Source organism: Nocardioides conyzicola, assembly GCF_039543825.1.
GTDB classification, from domain to species: domain Bacteria; phylum Actinomycetota; class Actinomycetes; order Propionibacteriales; family Nocardioidaceae; genus Nocardioides; species Nocardioides conyzicola.
The window spans coordinates 576,823-595,773 of record NZ_BAABKM010000002.1; the positions used below are offsets into that span (position 1 = coordinate 576,823).

The following is an 18,951-nucleotide window of genomic DNA, read 5'->3' on the forward strand; positions in this document are numbered from 1 at the left end:
GTCCCATCATGTCCCGACGACCCAGGTCTACGCCTGGAGGGTCAGTGCCGGCGAGCGGCGGAGGACCCGGCGAGCGTGGGCTCGGTGGGGGTCGGGACGCGCGGGGACTGGGTGTGGGTGATCGTCGCGGGCGCCCGGCGGTCGTTGACGGGGCCGTCGGCCGGTGCGACCCCGAGCGCCAGCACCCCCATCACGGCCGCCCCGACGGCACCGCCGCCCAGGGCGACCAGCCCGATCTGGCGGCGCCGGTGGTCGCGGCCGGCGACCAGGTAGGCGTCGCCGGGCGAGGAGGGCAGCGCACCGAGCAGGGAGCCCTTCAGGCTGTCCGGCGTCGCGGTGGTGCCGAAGGACAGGCCGGCGAGACTGGTCTTGACCCAGCCCTCGTGCTCGACCAGGTCGCGGCAGGCGTGGCAGGTGTGGACGTGCGCCCAGGCGCGCTCGGTCTCCTCCGCGGACAGCTGCCCGTCGAGCAGCGCGCTGACGCGGGTCCCGAGGTGACCGACCGGGCCCATCACTGCGCGGACCCCTGACCGGACAGCAGCTGGTCGGCCTCCGGGCCGGCGTACCGGACCCGTCCGGCGACGGGCGCCCGGTGGGCCAGGGCGGTGCGCAGCATCCCGCGGCCGCGGTGGATGCGCGAGCGCACCGTCCCGAGCTTGGTGCCGAGGATCTCGGCGATCTCCTCGTAGGTGAGGCCTTCGACGTCGCACAGCACGACCGCCGCGCGGAAGTCCGGGGGCAGCGTCGCGAGCGCGACCTCGATGTCGCCGTCGAAGGTGCGGTCGACGTACGCCAGGTCGGGCGTCGGCGCGGACGACGTCAGTCGCTCGGCGCGCTCGTCGGAGAGGGCGTCGAAGCGGATCCGCTGCTTGCGGCGGGCCTGGTCGAGGAAGAGGTTGGTGGTGATGCGGTGCAGCCAGCCCTCGAAGGTGCCCGGGGTGTACGTCGACAGCGACCGGAAGACGCGGACGAACACCTCCTGGGTGAGATCCTCGGCGTCGTGACGGTTGCCCGTCAGCCGGTAGGCCAGCCGGTAGACCCGGTCCGAGTGCTGCTCGACGATCTCGTCCCACGAAGGGACGTGCTGGTCCGGGGTCGTCTCCACCGGGACCTCCTTGTCGCGCTCTCGCGCTGCTCCGCCGAACAGGGCCTTGTCCTTCCTCACCGTAGGGACACGTACTGAGAGGAACCTGTGAGCCCAGTGTCCCTCTTCCGGGCTCGTCTGGGAGAACGAGCGGGGCACGGGCGGTGTTCCCGCCCGGGGCCGCGCACTCGCGATACGTTGGGCCCGTGAAGCCCCCGAGTTGGTCCTACGCCGAGCAGTACGTCGTCGAGGACGCGGTGCTCGCAGACGCCCGTGCCCGAGCCGCCGAGGTCGGCGTCACGCCGATCGGCGCCGGCGGGGGTGCCGCACTGCGGTTCCTCGCCTCCGTCCTCGACGCCCGCGCGGTGGTCGAGATCGGCACCGGCACCGGTGTCTCCGGCCTGTGGCTCCTGCGCGGGATGCGCGCCGACGGCGTGCTCACGACCGTCGACATCGAGACCGAGCACCAGCGCCTGGCGCGGCAGTCGTTCACCGAGGCCGGCTATGCCAACCAGCGGGCCCGGACGATCTCGGGTGCCGCGCTCGAGGTGCTCCCCCGGCTGACCGACGGCCACTACGACCTGGTCTTCTGCGACGGCGACAAGCGCGAGTACTCCGCCTACCTGGCCGAGGCCCTGCGGCTGCTGCGCCCGGGCGGCGTGGTGGCCTTCGACAACGCCCTGTGGCACGACCGGGTGGCCGACCCCGCTCAGCGTGACGAGGAGACCGTGGCGATCCGCGACCTCGGCCGCGAGGTCGCCGACCACGACGGCCTGGTGCAGCTGCTGCTCCCGGTCGGCGACGGCCTGCTGCTCGCCAAGAAGGAGTGGAGCCCGGACGGCGAGGTCCGGGTCTAGCCGATCCCCTTCAGGGGCTCGGGCGAGCCGAGCCACTCGAGGAGCGCCCGCGACCCGAAGCCGGTCGGCCCCTTCGTCCACTCGTAGGACTCCTCCGGGGCGTCCCCCACCGAGGCGACGTCGAGGTGGGCCCACGGGGTCTCGCCGACGAAGTGCTGGAGGAACAGGGCGGCGGTGATCGCCCCCGGTCCCCCGGGCGCGTTGTCCGCGTCGGCCACCGTCGAGGCCAGCTTGGCCTCGTAGGACTCGCTCAGCGGGAACCGCCACAGCGGCTCGCCGGCGAGCTCCGCCGCCGCGCCGACCAGGGCGGCGAGCGTGTCGTCGTTGGCGAAGTAGCCGCCGACCTGCTGCCCGAGCGCCACCTTCATCGCGCCGGTCAGCGTGGCGACGTCGACCACGACGTCGGGCTTGATCTCGCTGACGGCGTACGCCAGTCCGTCAGCGAGGACCAGCCGGCCCTCGGCGTCGGTGTTGGTGACCTCGGAGGTGCGCCCGCCGTAGTGGCGGATCACGTCACCGGGCCGCAGGGCGTTGCCGCTGACGGCGTTCTCGGCGGCCGTCACCAGCCCGACCACGCGGACCGGGCAGCCGACGGCGGCGAGCGCCGCCATCGTCGCGAGGACGACGGCACCGCCCGTCATGTCGCGCTTCATGTTGACCATGGCCTCGCCGGGCTTGATCGAGAGGCCGCCGCTGTCGAAGGTGATGCCCTTGCCCACGATCACGACCGTGGGCGTACGACGGGTGGCCTTGGCCGGCGCGTAGTCCAGCCGGATCATCCGCGGCGGCGTCGCGGACGCCTGACCGACGGCGACGATGCCGCCGAAGCCCTCGTCGGCGAGACGGCGCTCGTCCCACACGTCGTACCCGAGCCCGTGCTCGTCGGCGATCGCGCGCGCCTGCTCGGCGAGCCAGGCCGGGTTCTTCAGGTTGGAGGGCACGGTCGCGAGCATCCGCGAGCGCCAGCCGGCGCCGCCGAGGGCGACCGCGCGGGCCAGCACCGGAGCCAGGTCGGCCGGGAGGTCGGCGAGGACCACCCGGGCCACCGGCCGGTGCTCGGGCGGGCCCGAGCGCCAGTGGAACCCGAACGAGCCGAGCATCGTGCCCACCACGAACGGCGTGATCGCGTCGTCGGCGGCGATCGCCGGGATCGTCGTCGCCACCGAGGCCCGGTCACGGGTCGCGCGGGCCAGCACGGCTCCCGCGCGGCGGAAGTCCTGGGGTCGCTGCTGGCCGACGCCGACGAGCAGCACCAGCTCGAGGTCGGCGTTGTCGGTGCTGCCCAGCGGCACCGGCACGGCCGTGACCTCACCGACCTCGCCGGTCGCGTCGGCGACGTCGAGGACACCGAGCAGGTCGACGCCCAGGAGGTCGCCCAGGTCGGCCGCGCCCGGCCCCAGCAGGGGCGGGGCGCCGTCCTCACCCGGGAGGACCGGCAGTGCCACGACCTCGACCCCGGCGACACCGTGGGGCAGGGCCGTGCTCAGCGCGAAGTCGGGAGGTGAGACCTGGCTCGGAAGATGGAGCTGCGACGCCGGCACGCCGTCAGCCGACGACATCCTTGAGGGCATCCCCGAGAGCGCCGGCCTCCTCGGCGTTGAGCTCGACAACGAGTCGGCCACCACCCTCTAGCGGAACGCGCATCACGATGCCGCGTCCCTCCTTGGTGACCTCCAGCGGACCGTCGCCAGTCCGCGGCTTCATCGCCGCCATCCGCGCACCTTCCTTCGCCTGTGAGGGACAAACGAGCCTCCGAGCGAGCCCGCTGCGCCATGTGCGCAACCATTATCCCCTATGCAGCGGTGACGTGAACCACAGGGCACGTCACCTGGGCACAACCCTAGTGTCTACGGCTGCTGGCACACTCGTCGCATGCAGGCCCGGTCGGCTCTCTTCGACGTCTACGGCGACCATCTGCGCGCCCGTGGCAGCCAGGCGCCGGTGGCCGCCGTGGTCCGGATGCTCGACCCCGTCGGCATCGCGGCGCCTGCCGTCCGCACCGCGATCTCCCGGATGGTGATGCAGGGCTGGCTCGAGCCGATCCAGCTGAGCGGCGGGCGCGGCTACCGGACCACCGAGCGGGCCAACCGCCGCCTCGACGAGGCTGGCGACCGGGTCTACCGGCGACACCTGCCCAGCTGGGACGGCCGCTGGCACCTCGTGTTCGTCGAGCCGCCGACGGTCCGCGCCCCCCGCAGCCGGCTCCGGGCCGACCTGACCTTCGTGGGGTACGCCGAGCTCGTCGACAACGTCTGGGTCAGCCCGTTCGCCCGGGCCGAGCTCGACTCGATCCTCGAGCGCTCCGGCGCCACGGCCCGGACCGCCTGGGCCGACCGGTTCGACCCCGAGCCCACCGGCGCCTGGGACCTGAGCCGGCTGCGGACGGCGTACGACGGCTGGCTGGCCTCGGCCGACGGACTGGTCGTGCGGCACCTCGACGCCCACGACGACGAGGACGAGGCGGCGTTCGCGGCCCGCTTCCACCTGGTCCACGAGTGGCGGAAGTTCCTCTTCGCCGACCCCGGACTGCCCGACGCGCTGCTGCCCGGCGACTGGCCGGGGCGGGAGGCGGCGGTGCTGTTCGCCGAGGAGGCGACCCGCCTCAAGCCAGGCGCTGACCGCTTCGTGGCCCGCTGCCTGGGCGCCTGACAGGATGCACCCATGACCGACTCCCCCGTGCTGCTGGACGTCACTGACGGCGTCGCCACGATCACGCTGAACCGTCCGCAGGCCTACAACAGCCTCAACATCGAGACCAAGGAGCTGCTGCGCGACACGATCCAGCAGGTCGCCGACGACCCGGCCGTCCGCTGTGTGGTGCTGACCGGCAGCGGCAAGGCGTTCTGCACCGGACAGGACCTCAAGGAGCACATCGAGCTCCTCGAGAACGGCGGCAGCGACGCGCTCTTCACGACCGTCGACAAGCACTACAACCCGACCGTGACCGCGCTGGCCGGGATGGCCAAACCGGTCATCGCGGCGGTCAACGGGGTCGCCGCGGGCGCCGGCTCGAGCCTCGCCTTCGCCTGCGACCTGCGGATCGTCGCCGACACCGCGGGCTTCAACCTGGCCTTCGCCAACGTCGCGCTCTCCTGCGACACGGGCGCGAGCTACCACCTGCAGCAGCTGGTGGGCCGCGCCAAGGCGATCGAGCTCCTCTACTTCCCGCGCACGATCAGCGCCGCCGACGCGCTCGAGCTCGGGCTCGCGACCAAGGTGGTGCCGGCCGACGAGCTCGCCGCCGAGGTGGCGTCGTTGGCCGCCACGCTCGCCGCCGGCCCGACCGTCGCCCTGGGCGCGATGCGGCAGTCGGTCGCGTACGCCGCCGGGCACTCCTTCGAGGAGGCGCTCGAGTTCGAGAGCGCGATGATGACCAAGACCGGCGCGACGTCCGACCACCGCGCCGCGGTTGCGGCGTTCGTGGCCAAGGAGAAGCCGGCCTTCGAGGGACGCTAGGTCAGCGCCGGGCGCCGAAGAGCCGCAGCAGCCGGGGCGGAGCCGAGGTCAGCTGCCGGCGCGACGGGTGCGCGCCGTACTCGACCGTGACGGCCGAGCCGCGCGCGTGGTGGTTGAACCAGCCGGTCATCGTGCCGTGGCAGACGCCGCCGCAGGTGAAGGACTTCGTCGGCAGGTGCAGCGCCCGGGCGACCCGGCGGGAGAACGCACGGTCCTTGGTGTCCGTGTCGACACCGTACAACGGCTGGTGGAAGCTGATGATCCTCGACGGCCGGATCTTGCGCAGGAAGGCCATCATGGCCTTGGTCTCGGGCTCCGAGCCGGCGCGCGGGCCGGACTCGTAGGAGCCGTCGAGGTCGGCCCAGCGGTAGGGGAAGTTGCGGTTGAGGTCGACGCCATGAGCGTTCTTGCGGGTGCCGCGGGCCAGGCCGTCGGGGTTGTAGACCGGCACCACCCACAGGTCGATGCCGCGGATCCGACGGCCGTCGCGCAGGCTCGCCAGGATCTGCCGCGGCTTGCCCTCGTCGCCGTGCATGGTCGCGATCAGCAGCACCTTGCGCTTGCCGGGCTGGCCGAGGTGCCAGGCCGTGATCGGCCGGTGGCGCACGGAGTGGCCGATGACGACCTTCTCGATCACGGCCGGCCGGTCGACGGGCGCCGGTGCGGCGTACGTCGGCGCCGCGGTCAGGCAGGTGAGGGCGATCGCGAGGGTGGTCAGCAGGGTCCCGAGACGCATGCCCTGCACCCTGTCACACCACCGAGGTGAGGTAGGCCCAGGTGAAGATGCAGACGCCGACGAGCATGCCGACGTGGGCGAGGATCGAGAGACCGGGTCCGTCGGACCAGGAGTCCGCAGCGCCGTCGGACGCGTGGCGCCCCTTGGGGCGGCGCCAGCGCACCAGGATCAGCAGGCCGGCGATCACCGTGACCCACCAGAACGCCAGCGACAGGATGCCAAAGGTCGAGCTGCCGAGGAACGTGTCCTCGGAGGCGACCAGGAAGGCGACCCACGAGACCAGCGCGAGCCCGCCGGCGACGGTGTGCACGTCGACTAGCCCGCGGCCCATGCTCAGTCGACCGGCCCCGCCACTCCCACGGCCCAGGCGCAACCGGGTCAGCACCACGACGACGGCAGCCAGCGCGGTGAGGACGTAGACAACGATCTCCTCGGTCGACACGCTGCGAAGTGTGCCCTACAGCGTGTGCTCGTCGCCACGCACGGGCTCGGGAGCGGCCTCCTCGCGGCTCTCGTCAGGGCTCGGGTCCCGCTCGCTCGCGAGGCGGTCCAGGAGGGCGTCGACCTCGGACATCCGGTAGCCGCGGAAGCCCAGCGAGAAGCGCACGCGACGCAGGTCGTCGGCCGTCAGCGGCCCCGTCGCGGGCACGCTGGAGTCGGGGCGGTCGTCGTACACCTCGGCCAGCGGCGTACCTCGCCCGGCGGCGAGCAGGGCGACGCCGCCGAGCGCGAGGACGACCAGGATCGCGAAGAACCACATCATGAGAGGTGCGCCTCCCGGGCGGCGACCATCAGCGCCACGGCCTCGTCGATGTCGTCGGTGAGGATCAGCCGGTCCAGGTCGACCTCGCTGAGGGTGCCGCTGGCCAGGGAAGTGTCGCGCAGCCAGTCCAGGAGCCCCTGCCAGTACGACGCGCCGACCAGCACGATCGGGAAGTCGGTGATCTTGCCCGTCTGCACGAGCGTGAGCGCCTCGAAGAGCTCGTCGAGGGTGCCCACGCCGCCGGGGAGCACGATGAAGCCCTGGGAGTACTTCACGAACATGGTCTTGCGGGCGAAGAAGTAACGGAAGTTGACCCCGACGTCGACCCACTCGTTGAGCCCGGACTCCCACGGGAGCTCGATGCCGAGGCCGACGCTCACGCCGCCCGCCTTGCTGGCGCCCTTGTTGGCGGCCTCCATCGCACCGGGACCGCCGCCGGTGATGACGGCGAAGCCCTCCTCGACCAGGCGTCGCCCGGCGGCCTCGCCGAGCGCGTACCAGGGGCTGTCGACGGGTGTGCGGGCCGAGCCGAAGACCGCGATCGCCGGACCGAGCTCGGCGAACGCCCCGAAGCCCTCGACGAACTCCGCCGTGATCCGCTGGACCCGCCACGGGTCGGTGTGCACCCAGTCGGTCGCGCCGCGGGAGTCGAGCAGCCGCTGGTCGGTGGTGCCCTGGTCGACCTGGTTGCGTCGCTGCAGGATCGGCCCCTTGCGCTTGGACATCATGGGGTCAGCCACCGGGTCAGCAGCGCCTCGCAGCGCTCGATGTGCTCCACGGGCACGTGCTCCTCCTGCTTGTGGGCGAACATCGGGTCACCCGGGCCGAAGTTGACCGCCGGGATGCCGAGGGCACTGAACCGCGCGACGTCGGTCCAGCCGAACTTGGGATGGACGTCGCCGCCGACAAGGTCGACGAACGCCCGGGCGGCGGGTACGTCGAGGCCGGGCAGCGCGCCGGGCGCCGAGTCGGTCAGCGTCACGTCGTACCCCTCGAAGAAGTCGCGGACGAACGCCTCGGCGTCGGCCTCGGAGTAGTCGGGCGCGAAGCGGTAGTTGACCTCGACGACGCACTCGTCGGGGATGACGTTGCCGGCCACGCCGCCGCGGACGAAGACCGCGTTGAGTCCCTCGTGGTACTCCAGCCCGTCGATCACGGGCGTGCGCGGCACGTAGTCCTCGAGGCGGCGCAGGACCGCGCCGGCCTTGTGGATCGCGTTGGAGCCGCGCCACGCCCGGGCGCTGTGGGCGCGCTCGCCGGTGGTGCGTACCTCGACGCGCAGCGTGCCCTGGCAGCCCGCCTCGACGCCCGCGTTGGAGGGCTCCATCAGGATCGCGAAGTCGGCGGCGAGCAGCTCGGGGTCGGTCTCGGCCAGCTTGCGCAGGCCGTTGTGCTCGGCCGCGATCTCCTCGGCGTCGTACAGGATGAACGTGACGTCGCGGTTGGGCTCGGGGACGGTGGCGGCGATCCGCAGGATGACCGCGTCGCCGCCCTTCATGTCGCAGGTCCCGAGCCCGTGCAGGATCGCTCCCTCGCGCCGAGCGGGCAGGTTGCCGTTGACGGGCACGGTGTCGAGGTGACCGGCGATCACCACGCGCTCGGCACGGCCGAGGTGGGTGCGGGCGACGAGGTTGTTGCCACGGCGTACGACGTCGAGGTGGGTGAGACCGCGCAGTGCGTGCTCGACGGCGTCGGCGATGGCCTGCTCGTCCAGGCTCACCGACTCGATGTTGACCAGCTGCTCCGTCAGCGACACGGCGTCGGTCGTCAGGTCGAGGGTCGTCACGTGCCCTATCCAACCAGCCGGGCCAGCTTGTCCAGCGCCATCCTGGTGCCGAGCTCGTTGTCGGCGCGGGGCACGGCGTCGGGAAGGCCGTCCATCCGGATCTCGACCTCGGTGCCGTCGGGGACGTCGCGCAGCGTCGTGGTCATCGTGATCGGGCCGTCGAGCGCGGCGTCGTCGGTCTCGAACTCGACCCGCTCCACGACCCGCTCGTGGGGCACCAGCTCGACGTACGTGCCGCTGTAGGTGTCGGTCGCGCCTCCGGACTTGCCGGCGGTCGCGGGGTCGTCGTAGGTCAGCGACATCCGGACCCGGCCGCCCACGCGCGGGTCGAGCTCGTGGACCTCGCCGGTCATCCCGTCGGGGACCCGCCACTGCGCGACGGCGGCCGCGTCGAGCAGAGCGGCGTACACGGTCGGCCGGTCGCGGCGACGGTGCGGCCCGCCGTGGTGGAGTACACAGCAGAACTCTAGGCAGACACCTGTCCAGAAAAGTGGAACACGTTCTAGTGTGGGCTCATGCGCAACGGACTCGTCCTCTTCACCTCCGACCGCGGCATCCGGCCGGCCACCCTCGCGGCAGCCGCGGAGGAGCGGGGCTTCGACACGTTCTACGTGCCCGAGCACACGCACATCCCGATCAAGCGCGAGGCCGCGCACCCGGGGACCGGCGACGAGACGCTGCCCGACGACCGCTACACGCGCACCCTCGACCCGTGGATCTCGCTCGCGACGGCCGCGCAGGTGACGTCGCGGATCAAGCTGTCCACCGCGGTGGCGCTGCCGGTCGAGTCCGACCCGATCACGCTGGCCAAGCAGATCGCCACCCTCGACCACCTGTCCGGCGGGCGGGTCGAGATCGGCGCCGGCTTCGGCTGGAACACCGACGAGCTCGCCGACCACCACGTGCCGGCCGCCAAGCGACGGACCGTCCTCAAGGAGTACGTCGAGGCGATGCGCTCGCTGTGGACGCAGGACGAGGCGTCGTACGACGGTGAGTTCGTGTCGTTCGGGCCGTCCTGGGCGTTCCCGAAGCCAGCTGCCCACATCCCGCTGATCATCGGTGCCGGCGGCGGCCCGAAGACGTTCGCCTGGATCGCCGCGAACGCCGACGGCTGGATGACGACCCCGACCCAGTCGGACATCTCCGGTCAGATCGAGGCGCTGAAGAAGGCCTGGGCCGACGCCGGGCGCTCCGGTGCGCCGGACATCCGGATCCTGATCGCCTTCAAGCCCAACCCCGAGGACCTGATGGCCTGGGCCGAGGCTGGCGCCACCGAGCTGATCTGGGGCGTGCCGGACAAGGCCGAGGACGAGGTCCTCGGCTCGCTCGACCGCCTCGCCGGCCGCCTGGGCATCTCCGGCTGACGCCGAGTCGGCGCCAGATTTCAGTCGAGTCGGCGCCAGTTTGCGCGCGCACCCGCAATCTGGCGCCGACTCGGCTGCAAAGTAGCGCCGACTCGGCCTACTGCCTGGTGACCGTCACCGTCGGCTCGCCCTCCGGGCCCTCGATGACGTCGTACGACGTCGCGAGGGTCTCGGACGTGATCAGCTGCTCGTGGGTGCGGGCCGCCGCCTGGACGTCCGCTCCCCCGGCGATCGTGAGCGCGATCCGGTCCGACACGTCGAGACCGGCGTCCTTGCGGGCCTGCTGGACCGCGCGGACCAGGTCGCGGGCGAGGCCCTCGGCGGCGAGCTCAGGGGTGACCTCGGTGTCGAGCACGACGAAGCCGCCGCTGCGGAGCACGCCGGTCGCCGTACCTCCGTCGGCGGAGCCGGCGACGGTCTCGAGGGTGTACTCCCCCTCCTCCAGCGCCAGCCCGCCGGACGTGACGGTGCCGTCCTCGGCCACCGACCAGTCGCCCGACTTGGAGCCCTTGATGGCGACCTGGACCTCGCGACCCAGGCGCGGGCCGGCGGCACGGGCGTTGACGGTGAGCTTCTGCTCGACGCCGTACGACGCGGCCTCGTCGGACTCGGTCGCGAGCAGTCGGACCTCCTTGACGTTGACCTCGTCGCGGACGATCGCCTCGAAGCCGGCCAGCGCGGCCGGGTCGTCGACGACGACGGTCAGGGAGCCGAGCGGCAGGCGGTTGCGGAGATTGCGCGCCTTGCGGAGCGCGGACGAGGCGGAGCAGACCTCGCGGACCAGGTCCATCGCGGCCACCAGGGCGTCGTCGGCGGGGAGCTCGTCGACGAGCGGCCAGTCGGCGAGGTGCACCGAGCGGCCACCGGTCAGCCCGCGCCAGACCTCCTCGGTCGTCAGCGGCATCAGCGGCGACGTCGTCCGGCAGACGACCTCGAGCACCGTGTAGAGCGTGTCGAAGGCGGCCGGGTTGTCGCCCCAGAAGCGGTCGCGCGAGCGGCGGATGTACCAGTTCGTCAGCACGTCCAGGAACGACCGGGTCGCGTCGCACGCGTCGGCGACGGCGTACGCGTCGAGCGACGTCGTCATCTCCTCGACGTAGTCGCGGCACTTGGCCAGCAGGTAGCGGTCCAGCGGGTCCGTGGACGCGGTCGACACCGAGGCGTCGTACGCCGACGCGTTGGCGTAGAGCTGGAAGAAGTACCAGCTGTTCCAGAGCGGGATCAGCACCTGGCGCACCGAGTCGCGGATGCCCTGCTCGGTGACGACCAGGTTGCCGCCGCGCAGGATCGGCGACGACATGAGGAACCAGCGCATCGCGTCGGCGCCGTCGCGGTCGAAGACCTCGCGCACGTCGGGGTAGTTGCGCAGCGACTTCGACATCTTGTTGCCGTCGGAGCCGAGCACGATCCCGTGGCTGATGCAGTTCTCGAACGCCGGCTTGTCGAAGATCGCGGTCGCCAGGATGTGCAGCGTGTAGAACCAGCCGCGGGTCTGGCCGATGTACTCGACGATGAAGTCCGCCGGGAAGTGGTGCTGGAACCACTCCTCGTTCTCGAACGGCACGTGCACCTGCGCGAAGCTCATGGAGCCCGAGTCGAACCACACGTCGAGCACGTCGGCGACGCGGCGCATCATCGACTTCCCGGTCGGGTCGTCCGGGTTGGGGCGCACCAGGTCGTCGACGTACGGGCGGTGCAGGTCGGGCTCACCCTCGTGGTTGAGCGGCAGCCGCCCGAAGTCCGCCTCGATCTGGGCGAACGAGCCGTAGACGTCGATGCGAGGGTACGTCGGGTCGTCGCTCTTCCACACCGGCACCGGGGATCCCCAGAAGCGGTTGCGGGTGATCGACCAGTCGCGGGCGTTCTCCAGCCAGCGGCCGAACTGGCCGTCCTGGATGTGGTCCGGGACCCAGTTGATCTCCTGGTTGAGCTCGAGCATCCGGGCCTTGATCGCGGTGACCTCGACGAACCACGACGAGACGCCCTTGTAGATCAGCGGGTTGCGGCAGCGCCAGCAGTGCGGGTAGCTGTGGTCGTAGGTCTCGCGGCGCAGCAGCACGGTGCCCGGCGACACCGAGCCCGTCTCACCCGTGCCCGCGGTCGCCGCCTTGAGGTGGTCGATCACGTGCAGGTTGGCGTCGAAGACGTTCATGCCCTCGTAGTCGACGACCGGGAACGTGAACCGCCCGTCCTTGCCGACCGGCATCACCGCCTCGATGCCTTCGCGATCGGTGACGATCTTGTCGTCCTCACCGAAGGCGCCGGCGGTGTGGACGAGGCCGGTGCCGTCCGTGGTCGTCACGAACTCGGCCGGCACGACCCGGAACGCCCGGTCGTGGCCGGCGTAGTAGGTGAACGGCGGCGTGTAGACGAGCCCGAGCAGGTCCGCTCCCTTGCCGCGCCAGGTGACCTCAGGCGCGTCGCCCAGCTCGCGGGCGTACGACGCGAGCCGAGCCTCCGCCAGGATGTAGCGCGTGCCCTCGACCGACACCACGACGTAGTCGATGTCCTCGCCGACCATCACCGCGAGGTTGCTCGGGAGGGTCCACGGCGTCGTCGTCCAGACGAGCAGCTTCGCGCCCTGGAAGTCGCCCGGGGTCGTCACGTCGTACCCGACGGTGACGGCCGGGTCCTGGCGCATCTGGTAGACGTCGTCGTCCATCCGGAGCTCGTGGCTCGACAGCGGGGTCTCGTCGTTCCAGCAGTAGGGCAGCACTCGGAAGCCCTCGTAGATCAGGCCCTTGTCGAACAGCTGCTGGAAGGCCCAGATCACCGACTCCATGTAGTCGGGGTTCATAGTCCGGTAGTCGTTGTCGAAGTCGACCCAGCGCGCCTGGCGGGTGACGTACTCGCGCCAGTCGCCGGTGTACTTCATCACCGACGCGCGGCAGGCCTCGTTGAACTTGTCGATGCCCAGCTCGAGGATCTCGTCGGTGGTCTTGATGCCGTTGAGCCGCATCGCCTCGAGCTCGGCGGGCAGGCCGTGGGTGTCCCACCCGAAGCGGCGCTCGACTTTCTTGCCCCGCATCGTCTGGTAGCGCGGGATCAGGTCCTTGACGTAGCCCGTGAGCAGGTGGCCGTAGTGCGGGAGGCCGTTGGCGAACGGCGGACCGTCGTAGAAGACGAACTCGTTGGCGCCGTCCTCACCCGCGTCGCGCTGGTCGATGCTCGCCTGGAAGGTGCCGTCCTGCTCCCAGTACGCGAGCACCCGCTCCTCGATCTCGGGGAACTTGGGGTTCGAGGGGACGCTCGCGGCGTCGGAAGAGACCTTGGGGTAGGTCATCGGTGGCATCTCCTGCGGGTGTCGTGTCTCGGACACGAGGACGACGTGAGCCGCGGTACCACCTCGCTTGACCCCTCCCCGAGGGAAGGAGACCACTCGTTCACGGCTGTGACGGGCCTACCCGTCCGGTTCTACTGAGCTTTCGCTGTTCTTCCGGAGGCTCACCGCTGATGACGGCTCAGACGCCTGTGTCGCAAGCGTACGGCGTGCGCGTGACGACCTGCCAATCGGTTCTCCTGCGCAGGTTGCGCGGCCCGTCGTACGGGGTAGGACGCCGCCGTGGGACGAGCGGACTCGCGGAGACGACCGGCGCGGCAGCGACGACCGACGCGCACGCCCAGCCCTCCGGCCGGCCGCGGTCCTCGTCTGCCGCGCGGTCTCCCCCGAGCGATCGTGGTGCTGGCCACGGCGGTCGCGTGCGGGGCCATCGTGGCGATCGCCGCGACCGAAGAGCTCGACCTGCTCTGGGTCGTCCTCGGCGCCGACGTCGCCGTCGGCCTCGGCCTCGCCACCACGGTCGGGCTCCTCAGCCCGCTGGGCGCGACGGCGCCCATGATGACCGCCATCCTCCGCAGCGGTGGCCTCGTCGCCCTCGCCCAGCTCGTCGTCGGGTGCCTGGCGACCCCCCTGGCGCGGGTGCCCGGCGAGGACTTCGACTGGGGATGGTTCGGCGTGCCGGTGCTCGCGGTCCTGATGGTCGCCCTCTCGGTGCCCTCCGCCCTGCTGACCTGGTGGCTGGTGGCGCTGCCCGTGGCCGCCATCGTGCGCGGACTGCCCCGCGTGCGACGCGGTGACGGTCGAGCCGTCGTGGAGGTGGCGTTCTCCCTGCTGCTGCTGGAGATCGTGGCTCTCGTCGTGGCGCAGACCGGGTCGGAGCGGTGGGGGTGGACAGTCTGGCCGATCGTGGCCGTGGGCGCCGCGATCGTGCTGACGGTCGCCGCGCTCGCCGCGATCGGATACCTGGCTGCGTTCCGGCACTCCCGCGTGATCTAGTCGGCCCATGACCGACGACACCCCCAGCCGCGGCGAGGAAGCCGTCCTGCAGGAGTACCTCGACCACTTCCGGGGCGTGTTCGAGCGCCAGTGCGCGGACCTCGACGCCGAGCAGCTCGCCACCCGGTCGGTGCCGCCGTCGACGCTGTCGCTGCTGGGCCTGCTGCGGCACCTGGCAGCCGTCGAGTACTCGTGGTGGCGCCGCGTCATGGACCGCCACCTGGAGCTGCCCAAGATGTGGGGCAAGGACGAGCACCGCGACGCCGACTTCGACGGCGCGGTCGCCGACGACGCGGTCGTGGCGGAGGCGTGGGCCGCCTGGCGGGCCGAGGTCGCCTACGGCCGGGAGTTCCAGCAGAGCCACCCGATGGACCACCTCGGGCAGCACGACGACGGCGACCTCGAGATGCGCGAGGTCGTCGTCCACCTGATCGAGGAGTACGCCCGCCACTGCGGCCACGCCGACCTGCTGCGCGAGCGCATCGACGGGCGGACCGGTCACTAGCGGCGGCGTACGACGGCCCTAGGCTCAGACCCGTGACTGCGACTCCGACGACTGCCTGGGGCTTCGGCCTCGCCACCCTCGACGCCGCCGGCACCGTGCTGGACGTGTGGTTCCCCCAGCCGGCGCTCGGCGAGAAGCCGGCCGACGAGCTCGTGCCGGCCGACCTGGGCCGCCTGCAGGGCCGCGACGAGGACCGCGGCGTGTCCCGCGAGATCCTGCTGGTCGAGATCGCCGACCTGCAGGCCGCGCCCACCACGACCGAGGACGTCTGGCTGCGGCTGCACCTGCTCTCCTCGCGGCTCGTCGTCCCGCACTCGGTCAACCTCGACGGGATCTTCGGCCTGCTGAGCAACGTCGTGTGGACCAGCGCCGGCGCCTGTGCGGTCGAGGGCTTCGAGCTGACCCGGGCGCGGCTGCGCGCCAACGGCCGGCACCTGACGGTCTTCGGGATCGACAAGTTCCCCCGGATGGTCGACTACGTCGTGCCGGCCGGCGTCCGGATCGCCGACGCCGACCGGGTCCGCCTCGGCGCGCACCTCGCCGAGGGCACGACGGTCATGCACGAGGGGTTCGTCAACTACAACGCGGGCACCCTCGGTGCGAGCATGGTCGAGGGCCGGATCTCCGCGGGCGTGGTGGTCGGCGAGGGCTCCGACGTCGGCGGCGGGGCCTCGATCATGGGCACCCTCTCCGGCGGCGGCAAGCAGGTCATCTCGATCGGCGAGCGGTGCCTCCTCGGCGCCAACTCCGGCATCGGCATCTCGCTCGGCGACGACTGCGTCGTCGAGGCGGGCTGCTACATCACGGCCGGCACCAAGGTGACCGTCGCCGACACCGACCCGGCGCACAGCAAGACGCAGGTGATCAAGGCGGTCGAGCTGTCGGGCCAGAGCAACATCCTCTTCCGCCGCAACTCCGTGACCGGCACCATCGAGGCCGTCCCGTGGAAGAGCTCGGCCATCGAGCTCAACGCGGCCCTGCACGCCAACTGAGCGCCTGCGTGCTCGCCGCCTTGGCACGCCTCCGCACACTGGCTGCATGAAGTTCCGCACGGGCGTGGCCCTGGTCGGCCTCGCCGGTGTCGGCGCCGCCGTGTTCGTCGGGTACGGCGTGCTGCGCCAGGTCGCGCCGATCCTCCAGCCCGACGAGTGCACCGCCGAGGTCGACGGCCGCAGCGTCACCCTCGACCCCGAGCAGGCCGAGAACGCCGCGCTGATCACCGCCGTGTCGGTCGACCGGGGCATGCCCGCGCGCGCGGCGACGATCGCCCTCGCGACGGCGTACCAGGAGTCCAAGCTCTACAACCTCGAGACCGGCGACCGCGACTCGCTGGGCCTCTTCCAGCAGCGACCGTCGCAGGGCTGGGGCTCGCGGGCGCAGGTCCTCGACCCCTACTACGCGACCAACGCGTTCTACGACGAGCTCGAGAAGCTCGACGACTACCGGTCGATGCGCGTCACCGTCGCCGCCCAGCGGGTGCAGCGCTCGGGCTTCCCGGAGGCGTACGCCGACCACGAGGCCGACGCGCGGGTGCTGGCCTCCGCCCTGACCGGCAACTCGCCGCACGCCTTCAGCTGCCGTCTCCGCGGCACCCCCGAGACCACCTCGGCCAAGCTGAGGGGCTCCGGCCTGACCGGGCGCGCCGAGGTCGTCCGGCACGAGGTCGACGAGGTCTTCGACAACCCGCCGCTGGGCGGGTTCGCGCCCGGCGGCGTACGGACCGGCCACATGAAGGGCTCGGCCCACTACGAGGGTCGCGCCGTGGACATCTTCGTGCGGCCGATCAGCGCCGAGAACAAGATCCGCGGCTGGGCGATCGCGCACTACCTGGTGGCCCAAGCGGACCGTCTCGACATCAAGACCGTCATCTTCGACGGCCGCATCTGGACGGCCGGGCGCAAGTCCGGCGACGGTTGGCGCACCTATGTGCCGCCCGAGACGTCCGGCGACCGCGCGATCCTCGAGCACCGCGACCACGTCCACGTCGACGTGTTCCCGTAGCCGCGACGCAGTTGTGGAGAACCGGCTGCGGATCATCGACGACCGGCGCATCCTGGACGTGAGCATCCACCACTGGAGACCGACGATGTGCACCCATTCACCGACCTGCCCGGACACCGACTCCGCCGACTGCTGCACCGCCCAGGTGATCGCCGACCACCACGGCGACCAGGGCTGGTGCCGGTTGTGCAACGGCGTCATCCTCTTCGACGACGGGCACTACCTGACGCCGGACGGGCACGACGAGACCATCGCGCTGTCCGCCTGATCAGAAGACGCGGTTGAGCGCTCCGCGCTGGAGCCGGTAGCCGTCCGCGTCCGTGCCCACGACCAGCCAGCCGTCCTCGCCGTGCTCGACGAGGACCTCGTTGGTGGCGTCGACCGGCAGCGTGCTGGTCTGCGGGGCGTCGACCAGGTAGGTGTCGCGCACGTTCTCCGAGGCGGCGAACCACGCCTCCAGGTCCGGCTTGTCGGCCGCGTCGAGCAGCGACTGGAGCTCGGTGAGGCGCTCGATGGCGGCGGCCAGCGACGCGGCGACCGCGCGGCGGTTGTCGGCGACCATGTTGGCCGTCCGGGCGGAGTTGTGCCCGCCGACGCGGGTGCCGTCACGGAACGACCCGGCGGCCATGGCGGCCGCCGTCCAGGGGTGGTCGCTGGCGCCGAGGTCGGTCAGGAGCTCGTTGGCGAGCACATGCGGCAGGTGGCTGACGCTCGCCACGACCCGGTCGTGCACCGTCGGCCGCAGCACGGCGACATGGGCGTCGAAGTGCGTCGACAGGAAGCCGATCACGTCGCGGACGGCCGCAGCCGGCGTGGCCTCGACCGCGGTGACCGCCCAGGTCACGCCGACGAGCAGGTCGGCGCCGGTCGCGCCGAAGCCGCTGAGCTCGGACCCGGCCATCGGGTGGCACCCGACGAAGCGATCGGCCAGACCGGCTCCGGCGGCCAGCTCGTGCACGGGCTCCTTCACGCTCCCGACGTCCCACACGAGGGCATCGGGGCGCGCGTACGCCGCGATCGTGCCCAGCGACGGCTCCATCACGTCGAGCGGCACGGCGAGCACCACGACGTCGGCGCCGGCGAGCCACTCACCGAGCTCGTCGTGGACCTCGAGACGGGCCTCGGCGGCGAGGCTCCGGGTCGTCGGGTCGGGGTCGTACCCCTCGACGTCGAGGCCCGCAGCGGCCAGGCGGAGCGCGATCGAGCCGCCGATGAGGCCGAGCCCCAGCACGGCGACCCGCTGCCGGTCAGCCATCGACCGTCATCCGTCGCGGCAGCGATCGGGTTGCGGGAGTGACGTGGCGGACGTGCCCCGACAGGCGGCCCAGGTTGGCGACGGTCGCGCCGGTCCCGCGGATCGCGCCGAGGAGCCCGGAGTGCGCGGCCGCCTCGTCCATCCCCTCGACGAAGAGCAGGAAGAGGAACTCTCGGTCGCTGTGGGCGATCGGCCGGGCCAGGATGTTGACCAGGTTGAGCCCGGCCTCCCGGATCGGCGAGAGGACGGACAGCAGGGCACCGGCCTCGTTGTGCTGCGGCACGACCGCCAGCAGCAGCACCGACGCGTCGGTCGCCGACTGCACCGGGTCGACCCGCTGTCCGGGCGACACGACCTTGCCGAACTGGGTCGCGGCGCCGACGACGTCCTCGACGCCGCGGTCCACGACCTCGAGACCGTAGAGGTCGCCGCACAGCGGGGCGGCGATGGCCATCTCCCCGTCGGCGAGCGTCCGGCAGGCCTCGGCGGTCGACGAGGCCGCGCGGGTCGCGAGACCCTGCGCCTGCACGAACGCCGAGCACTGCGCCAGCGCATGGGGGTGGCTCACGATGACCCGCGGGGTCGACGAGTCCGGCTTCACGAAGGCATCGAACGTCACGGGGACGGTGGTGTCGGCGACGATGGTGGCGTCGACCGATCCCAGCAACGCGTCCCAGGTGGGCAGCACGAGGCCGTGCACCGAGTTGTCGACGGGTACGACGGCCGCGTCGATCTCGCCGGCGCCGAGCGCGTCGATCGCGACCGCCTGGGTCGACAGCGCGATCAGCTCCGCGTCGGGGCACAGGTCGAGGGCGGCACCGTGCGTGAAGGTGCCGATCGGCCCGAGGTAGCCGACCCTGGCGGTCAC

Annotated in this window: 22 protein-coding genes; 9 read left to right on the forward strand and 13 right to left on the reverse strand. The window is 71.9% G+C overall.

From position 1 onward, the window contains the following. Positions 1-41 precede the first annotated feature (41 nt). Complete coding sequence (locus ABEA34_RS05835) at positions 42-512, reverse strand: anti-sigma factor family protein (RefSeq protein ID WP_345520185.1); 471 nt, start codon at positions 510-512, stop codon at positions 42-44. Beyond that, complete coding sequence (gene sigE, locus ABEA34_RS05840) at positions 512-1,105, reverse strand: RNA polymerase sigma factor SigE (RefSeq protein WP_345520188.1); 594 nt, start codon at positions 1,103-1,105, stop codon at positions 512-514. The genes ABEA34_RS05835 and sigE overlap by 1 nt, the downstream gene beginning before the upstream one ends. 185 nt (positions 1,106-1,290) lie before the next feature. On the opposite strand from sigE, the gene ABEA34_RS05845 reads away from it, so the two are divergent. Further along, on the forward strand, positions 1,291-1,941 hold the full coding sequence (locus ABEA34_RS05845; RefSeq protein WP_345520190.1) for an O-methyltransferase: 651 nt from the start codon (positions 1,291-1,293) through the stop codon (positions 1,939-1,941). Here ABEA34_RS05845 and ABEA34_RS05850 read toward each other — a convergent pair. Together ABEA34_RS05850 and ABEA34_RS05855 are read right to left on the reverse strand one after the other, a co-directional pair. Further along, positions 1,938-3,482, reverse strand: a complete 1,545-nt coding sequence (locus tag ABEA34_RS05850) for a leucyl aminopeptidase family protein (protein WP_345520192.1) — start codon at positions 3,480-3,482, stop codon at positions 1,938-1,940. The genes ABEA34_RS05845 and ABEA34_RS05850 overlap by 4 nt on opposite strands. 4 nt (positions 3,483-3,486) lie before the next feature. Further along, the gene (locus ABEA34_RS05855) at positions 3,487-3,654 is read right to left on the reverse strand and encodes a DUF3117 domain-containing protein (protein ID WP_082574674.1); all 168 of its coding nucleotides are present in this window, start codon (positions 3,652-3,654) and stop codon (positions 3,487-3,489) included. 159 nt (positions 3,655-3,813) lie between these two features. Here ABEA34_RS05855 and ABEA34_RS05860 point away from each other — a divergent pair, with 159 nt between their 5' ends. Both ABEA34_RS05860 and ABEA34_RS05865 read left to right on the forward strand, forming a co-directional pair. Next, the gene (locus ABEA34_RS05860; protein ID WP_345520195.1) at positions 3,814-4,590 is read left to right on the forward strand and encodes a PaaX family transcriptional regulator; all 777 of its coding nucleotides are present in this window, start codon (positions 3,814-3,816) and stop codon (positions 4,588-4,590) included. A gap of 12 nt (positions 4,591-4,602) precedes the next feature. Next, positions 4,603-5,397 carry an enoyl-CoA hydratase/isomerase family protein gene (locus ABEA34_RS05865; protein ID WP_345520197.1) on the forward strand — a complete coding sequence of 265 codons (795 nt, stop codon included), beginning with the start codon at positions 4,603-4,605 and terminating at the stop codon, positions 5,395-5,397. Between the two features lies 1 nt (position 5,398). On the opposite strand, the gene ABEA34_RS05870 is transcribed toward ABEA34_RS05865, so the two are convergent. From ABEA34_RS05870 to ABEA34_RS05895, 6 genes are read right to left on the reverse strand one after another with little or no spacing between them, the layout of a single operon-like run. Beyond that, positions 5,399-6,133 (reverse strand): M14 family zinc carboxypeptidase, encoded by a 735-nt coding sequence (locus ABEA34_RS05870; protein WP_345520199.1) that lies wholly within the window; start codon positions 6,131-6,133, stop codon positions 5,399-5,401. Positions 6,134-6,146: 13 nt separating this feature from the next. After that, positions 6,147-6,575: a hypothetical protein gene (locus ABEA34_RS05875; RefSeq protein WP_345520201.1), complete on the reverse strand. Its 429-nt coding sequence runs from the start codon at positions 6,573-6,575 to the stop codon at positions 6,147-6,149. Between the two features lie 15 nt (positions 6,576-6,590). Further along, positions 6,591-6,896 (reverse strand): DivIVA domain-containing protein, encoded by a 306-nt coding sequence (locus ABEA34_RS05880; RefSeq protein WP_345520203.1) that lies wholly within the window; start codon positions 6,894-6,896, stop codon positions 6,591-6,593. Then, positions 6,893-7,624, reverse strand: a complete 732-nt coding sequence (locus tag ABEA34_RS05885) for an LOG family protein (protein WP_345522763.1) — start codon at positions 7,622-7,624, stop codon at positions 6,893-6,895. Before ABEA34_RS05885 ends, ABEA34_RS05880 begins: the two co-directional genes overlap by 4 nt. Continuing rightward, positions 7,621-8,682, reverse strand: a complete 1,062-nt coding sequence (dapE, locus tag ABEA34_RS05890; RefSeq protein ID WP_345520205.1) for a succinyl-diaminopimelate desuccinylase — start codon at positions 8,680-8,682, stop codon at positions 7,621-7,623. Before dapE ends, ABEA34_RS05885 begins: the two co-directional genes overlap by 4 nt. 5 nt (positions 8,683-8,687) lie before the next feature. Continuing rightward, positions 8,688-9,092, reverse strand: coding sequence for an SRPBCC domain-containing protein (locus ABEA34_RS05895; protein WP_345520207.1), 405 nt, complete (start codon positions 9,090-9,092; stop codon positions 8,688-8,690). Positions 9,093-9,197: 105 nt separating this feature from the next. Here ABEA34_RS05895 and ABEA34_RS05900 point away from each other — a divergent pair, with 105 nt between their 5' ends. Next, positions 9,198-10,046, forward strand: coding sequence for an LLM class F420-dependent oxidoreductase (locus ABEA34_RS05900; RefSeq protein ID WP_345520209.1), 849 nt, complete (start codon positions 9,198-9,200; stop codon positions 10,044-10,046). Positions 10,047-10,143: 97 nt separating this feature from the next. On the opposite strand, the gene ileS is transcribed toward ABEA34_RS05900, so the two are convergent. Then, entirely contained in the window at positions 10,144-13,329 is a 3,186-nt protein-coding gene (ileS, locus tag ABEA34_RS05905) for an isoleucine--tRNA ligase (protein WP_345520211.1), read from the reverse strand. 393 nt (positions 13,330-13,722) lie between these two features. Here ileS and ABEA34_RS05910 point away from each other — a divergent pair, with 393 nt between their 5' ends. From ABEA34_RS05910 to ABEA34_RS05930, 5 genes are read left to right on the forward strand one after another with little or no spacing between them, the layout of a single operon-like run. After that, positions 13,723-14,322, forward strand: a complete 600-nt coding sequence (locus tag ABEA34_RS05910) for a hypothetical protein (protein ID WP_345520213.1) — start codon at positions 13,723-13,725, stop codon at positions 14,320-14,322. A 7-nt stretch (positions 14,323-14,329) separates the two neighbouring features. After that, positions 14,330-14,827: a mycothiol transferase gene (locus ABEA34_RS05915; RefSeq protein ID WP_345520215.1), complete on the forward strand. Its 498-nt coding sequence runs from the start codon at positions 14,330-14,332 to the stop codon at positions 14,825-14,827. Positions 14,828-14,859: 32 nt separating this feature from the next. Further along, positions 14,860-15,819, forward strand: a complete 960-nt coding sequence (gene dapD, locus ABEA34_RS05920; protein WP_345520217.1) for a 2,3,4,5-tetrahydropyridine-2,6-dicarboxylate N-succinyltransferase — start codon at positions 14,860-14,862, stop codon at positions 15,817-15,819. Positions 15,820-15,865: 46 nt separating this feature from the next. Further along, positions 15,866-16,828, forward strand: coding sequence for a VldE C-terminal domain-containing protein (locus ABEA34_RS05925; protein WP_345520219.1), 963 nt, complete (start codon positions 15,866-15,868; stop codon positions 16,826-16,828). A gap of 13 nt (positions 16,829-16,841) precedes the next feature. Further along, complete coding sequence (locus tag ABEA34_RS05930; protein WP_345520221.1) at positions 16,842-17,096, forward strand: DUF5999 family protein; 255 nt, start codon at positions 16,842-16,844, stop codon at positions 17,094-17,096. On the opposite strand, the gene ABEA34_RS05935 is transcribed toward ABEA34_RS05930, so the two are convergent. Together ABEA34_RS05935 and ABEA34_RS05940 are read right to left on the reverse strand one after the other, a co-directional pair. Further along, positions 17,097-18,083 carry a prephenate dehydrogenase gene (locus ABEA34_RS05935; protein ID WP_345520223.1) on the reverse strand — a complete coding sequence of 329 codons (987 nt, stop codon included), beginning with the start codon at positions 18,081-18,083 and terminating at the stop codon, positions 17,097-17,099. Further along, positions 18,076-18,951: a prephenate dehydratase gene (locus ABEA34_RS05940; RefSeq protein WP_345520225.1), complete on the reverse strand. Its 876-nt coding sequence runs from the start codon at positions 18,949-18,951 to the stop codon at positions 18,076-18,078. The genes ABEA34_RS05935 and ABEA34_RS05940 overlap by 8 nt, the downstream gene beginning before the upstream one ends.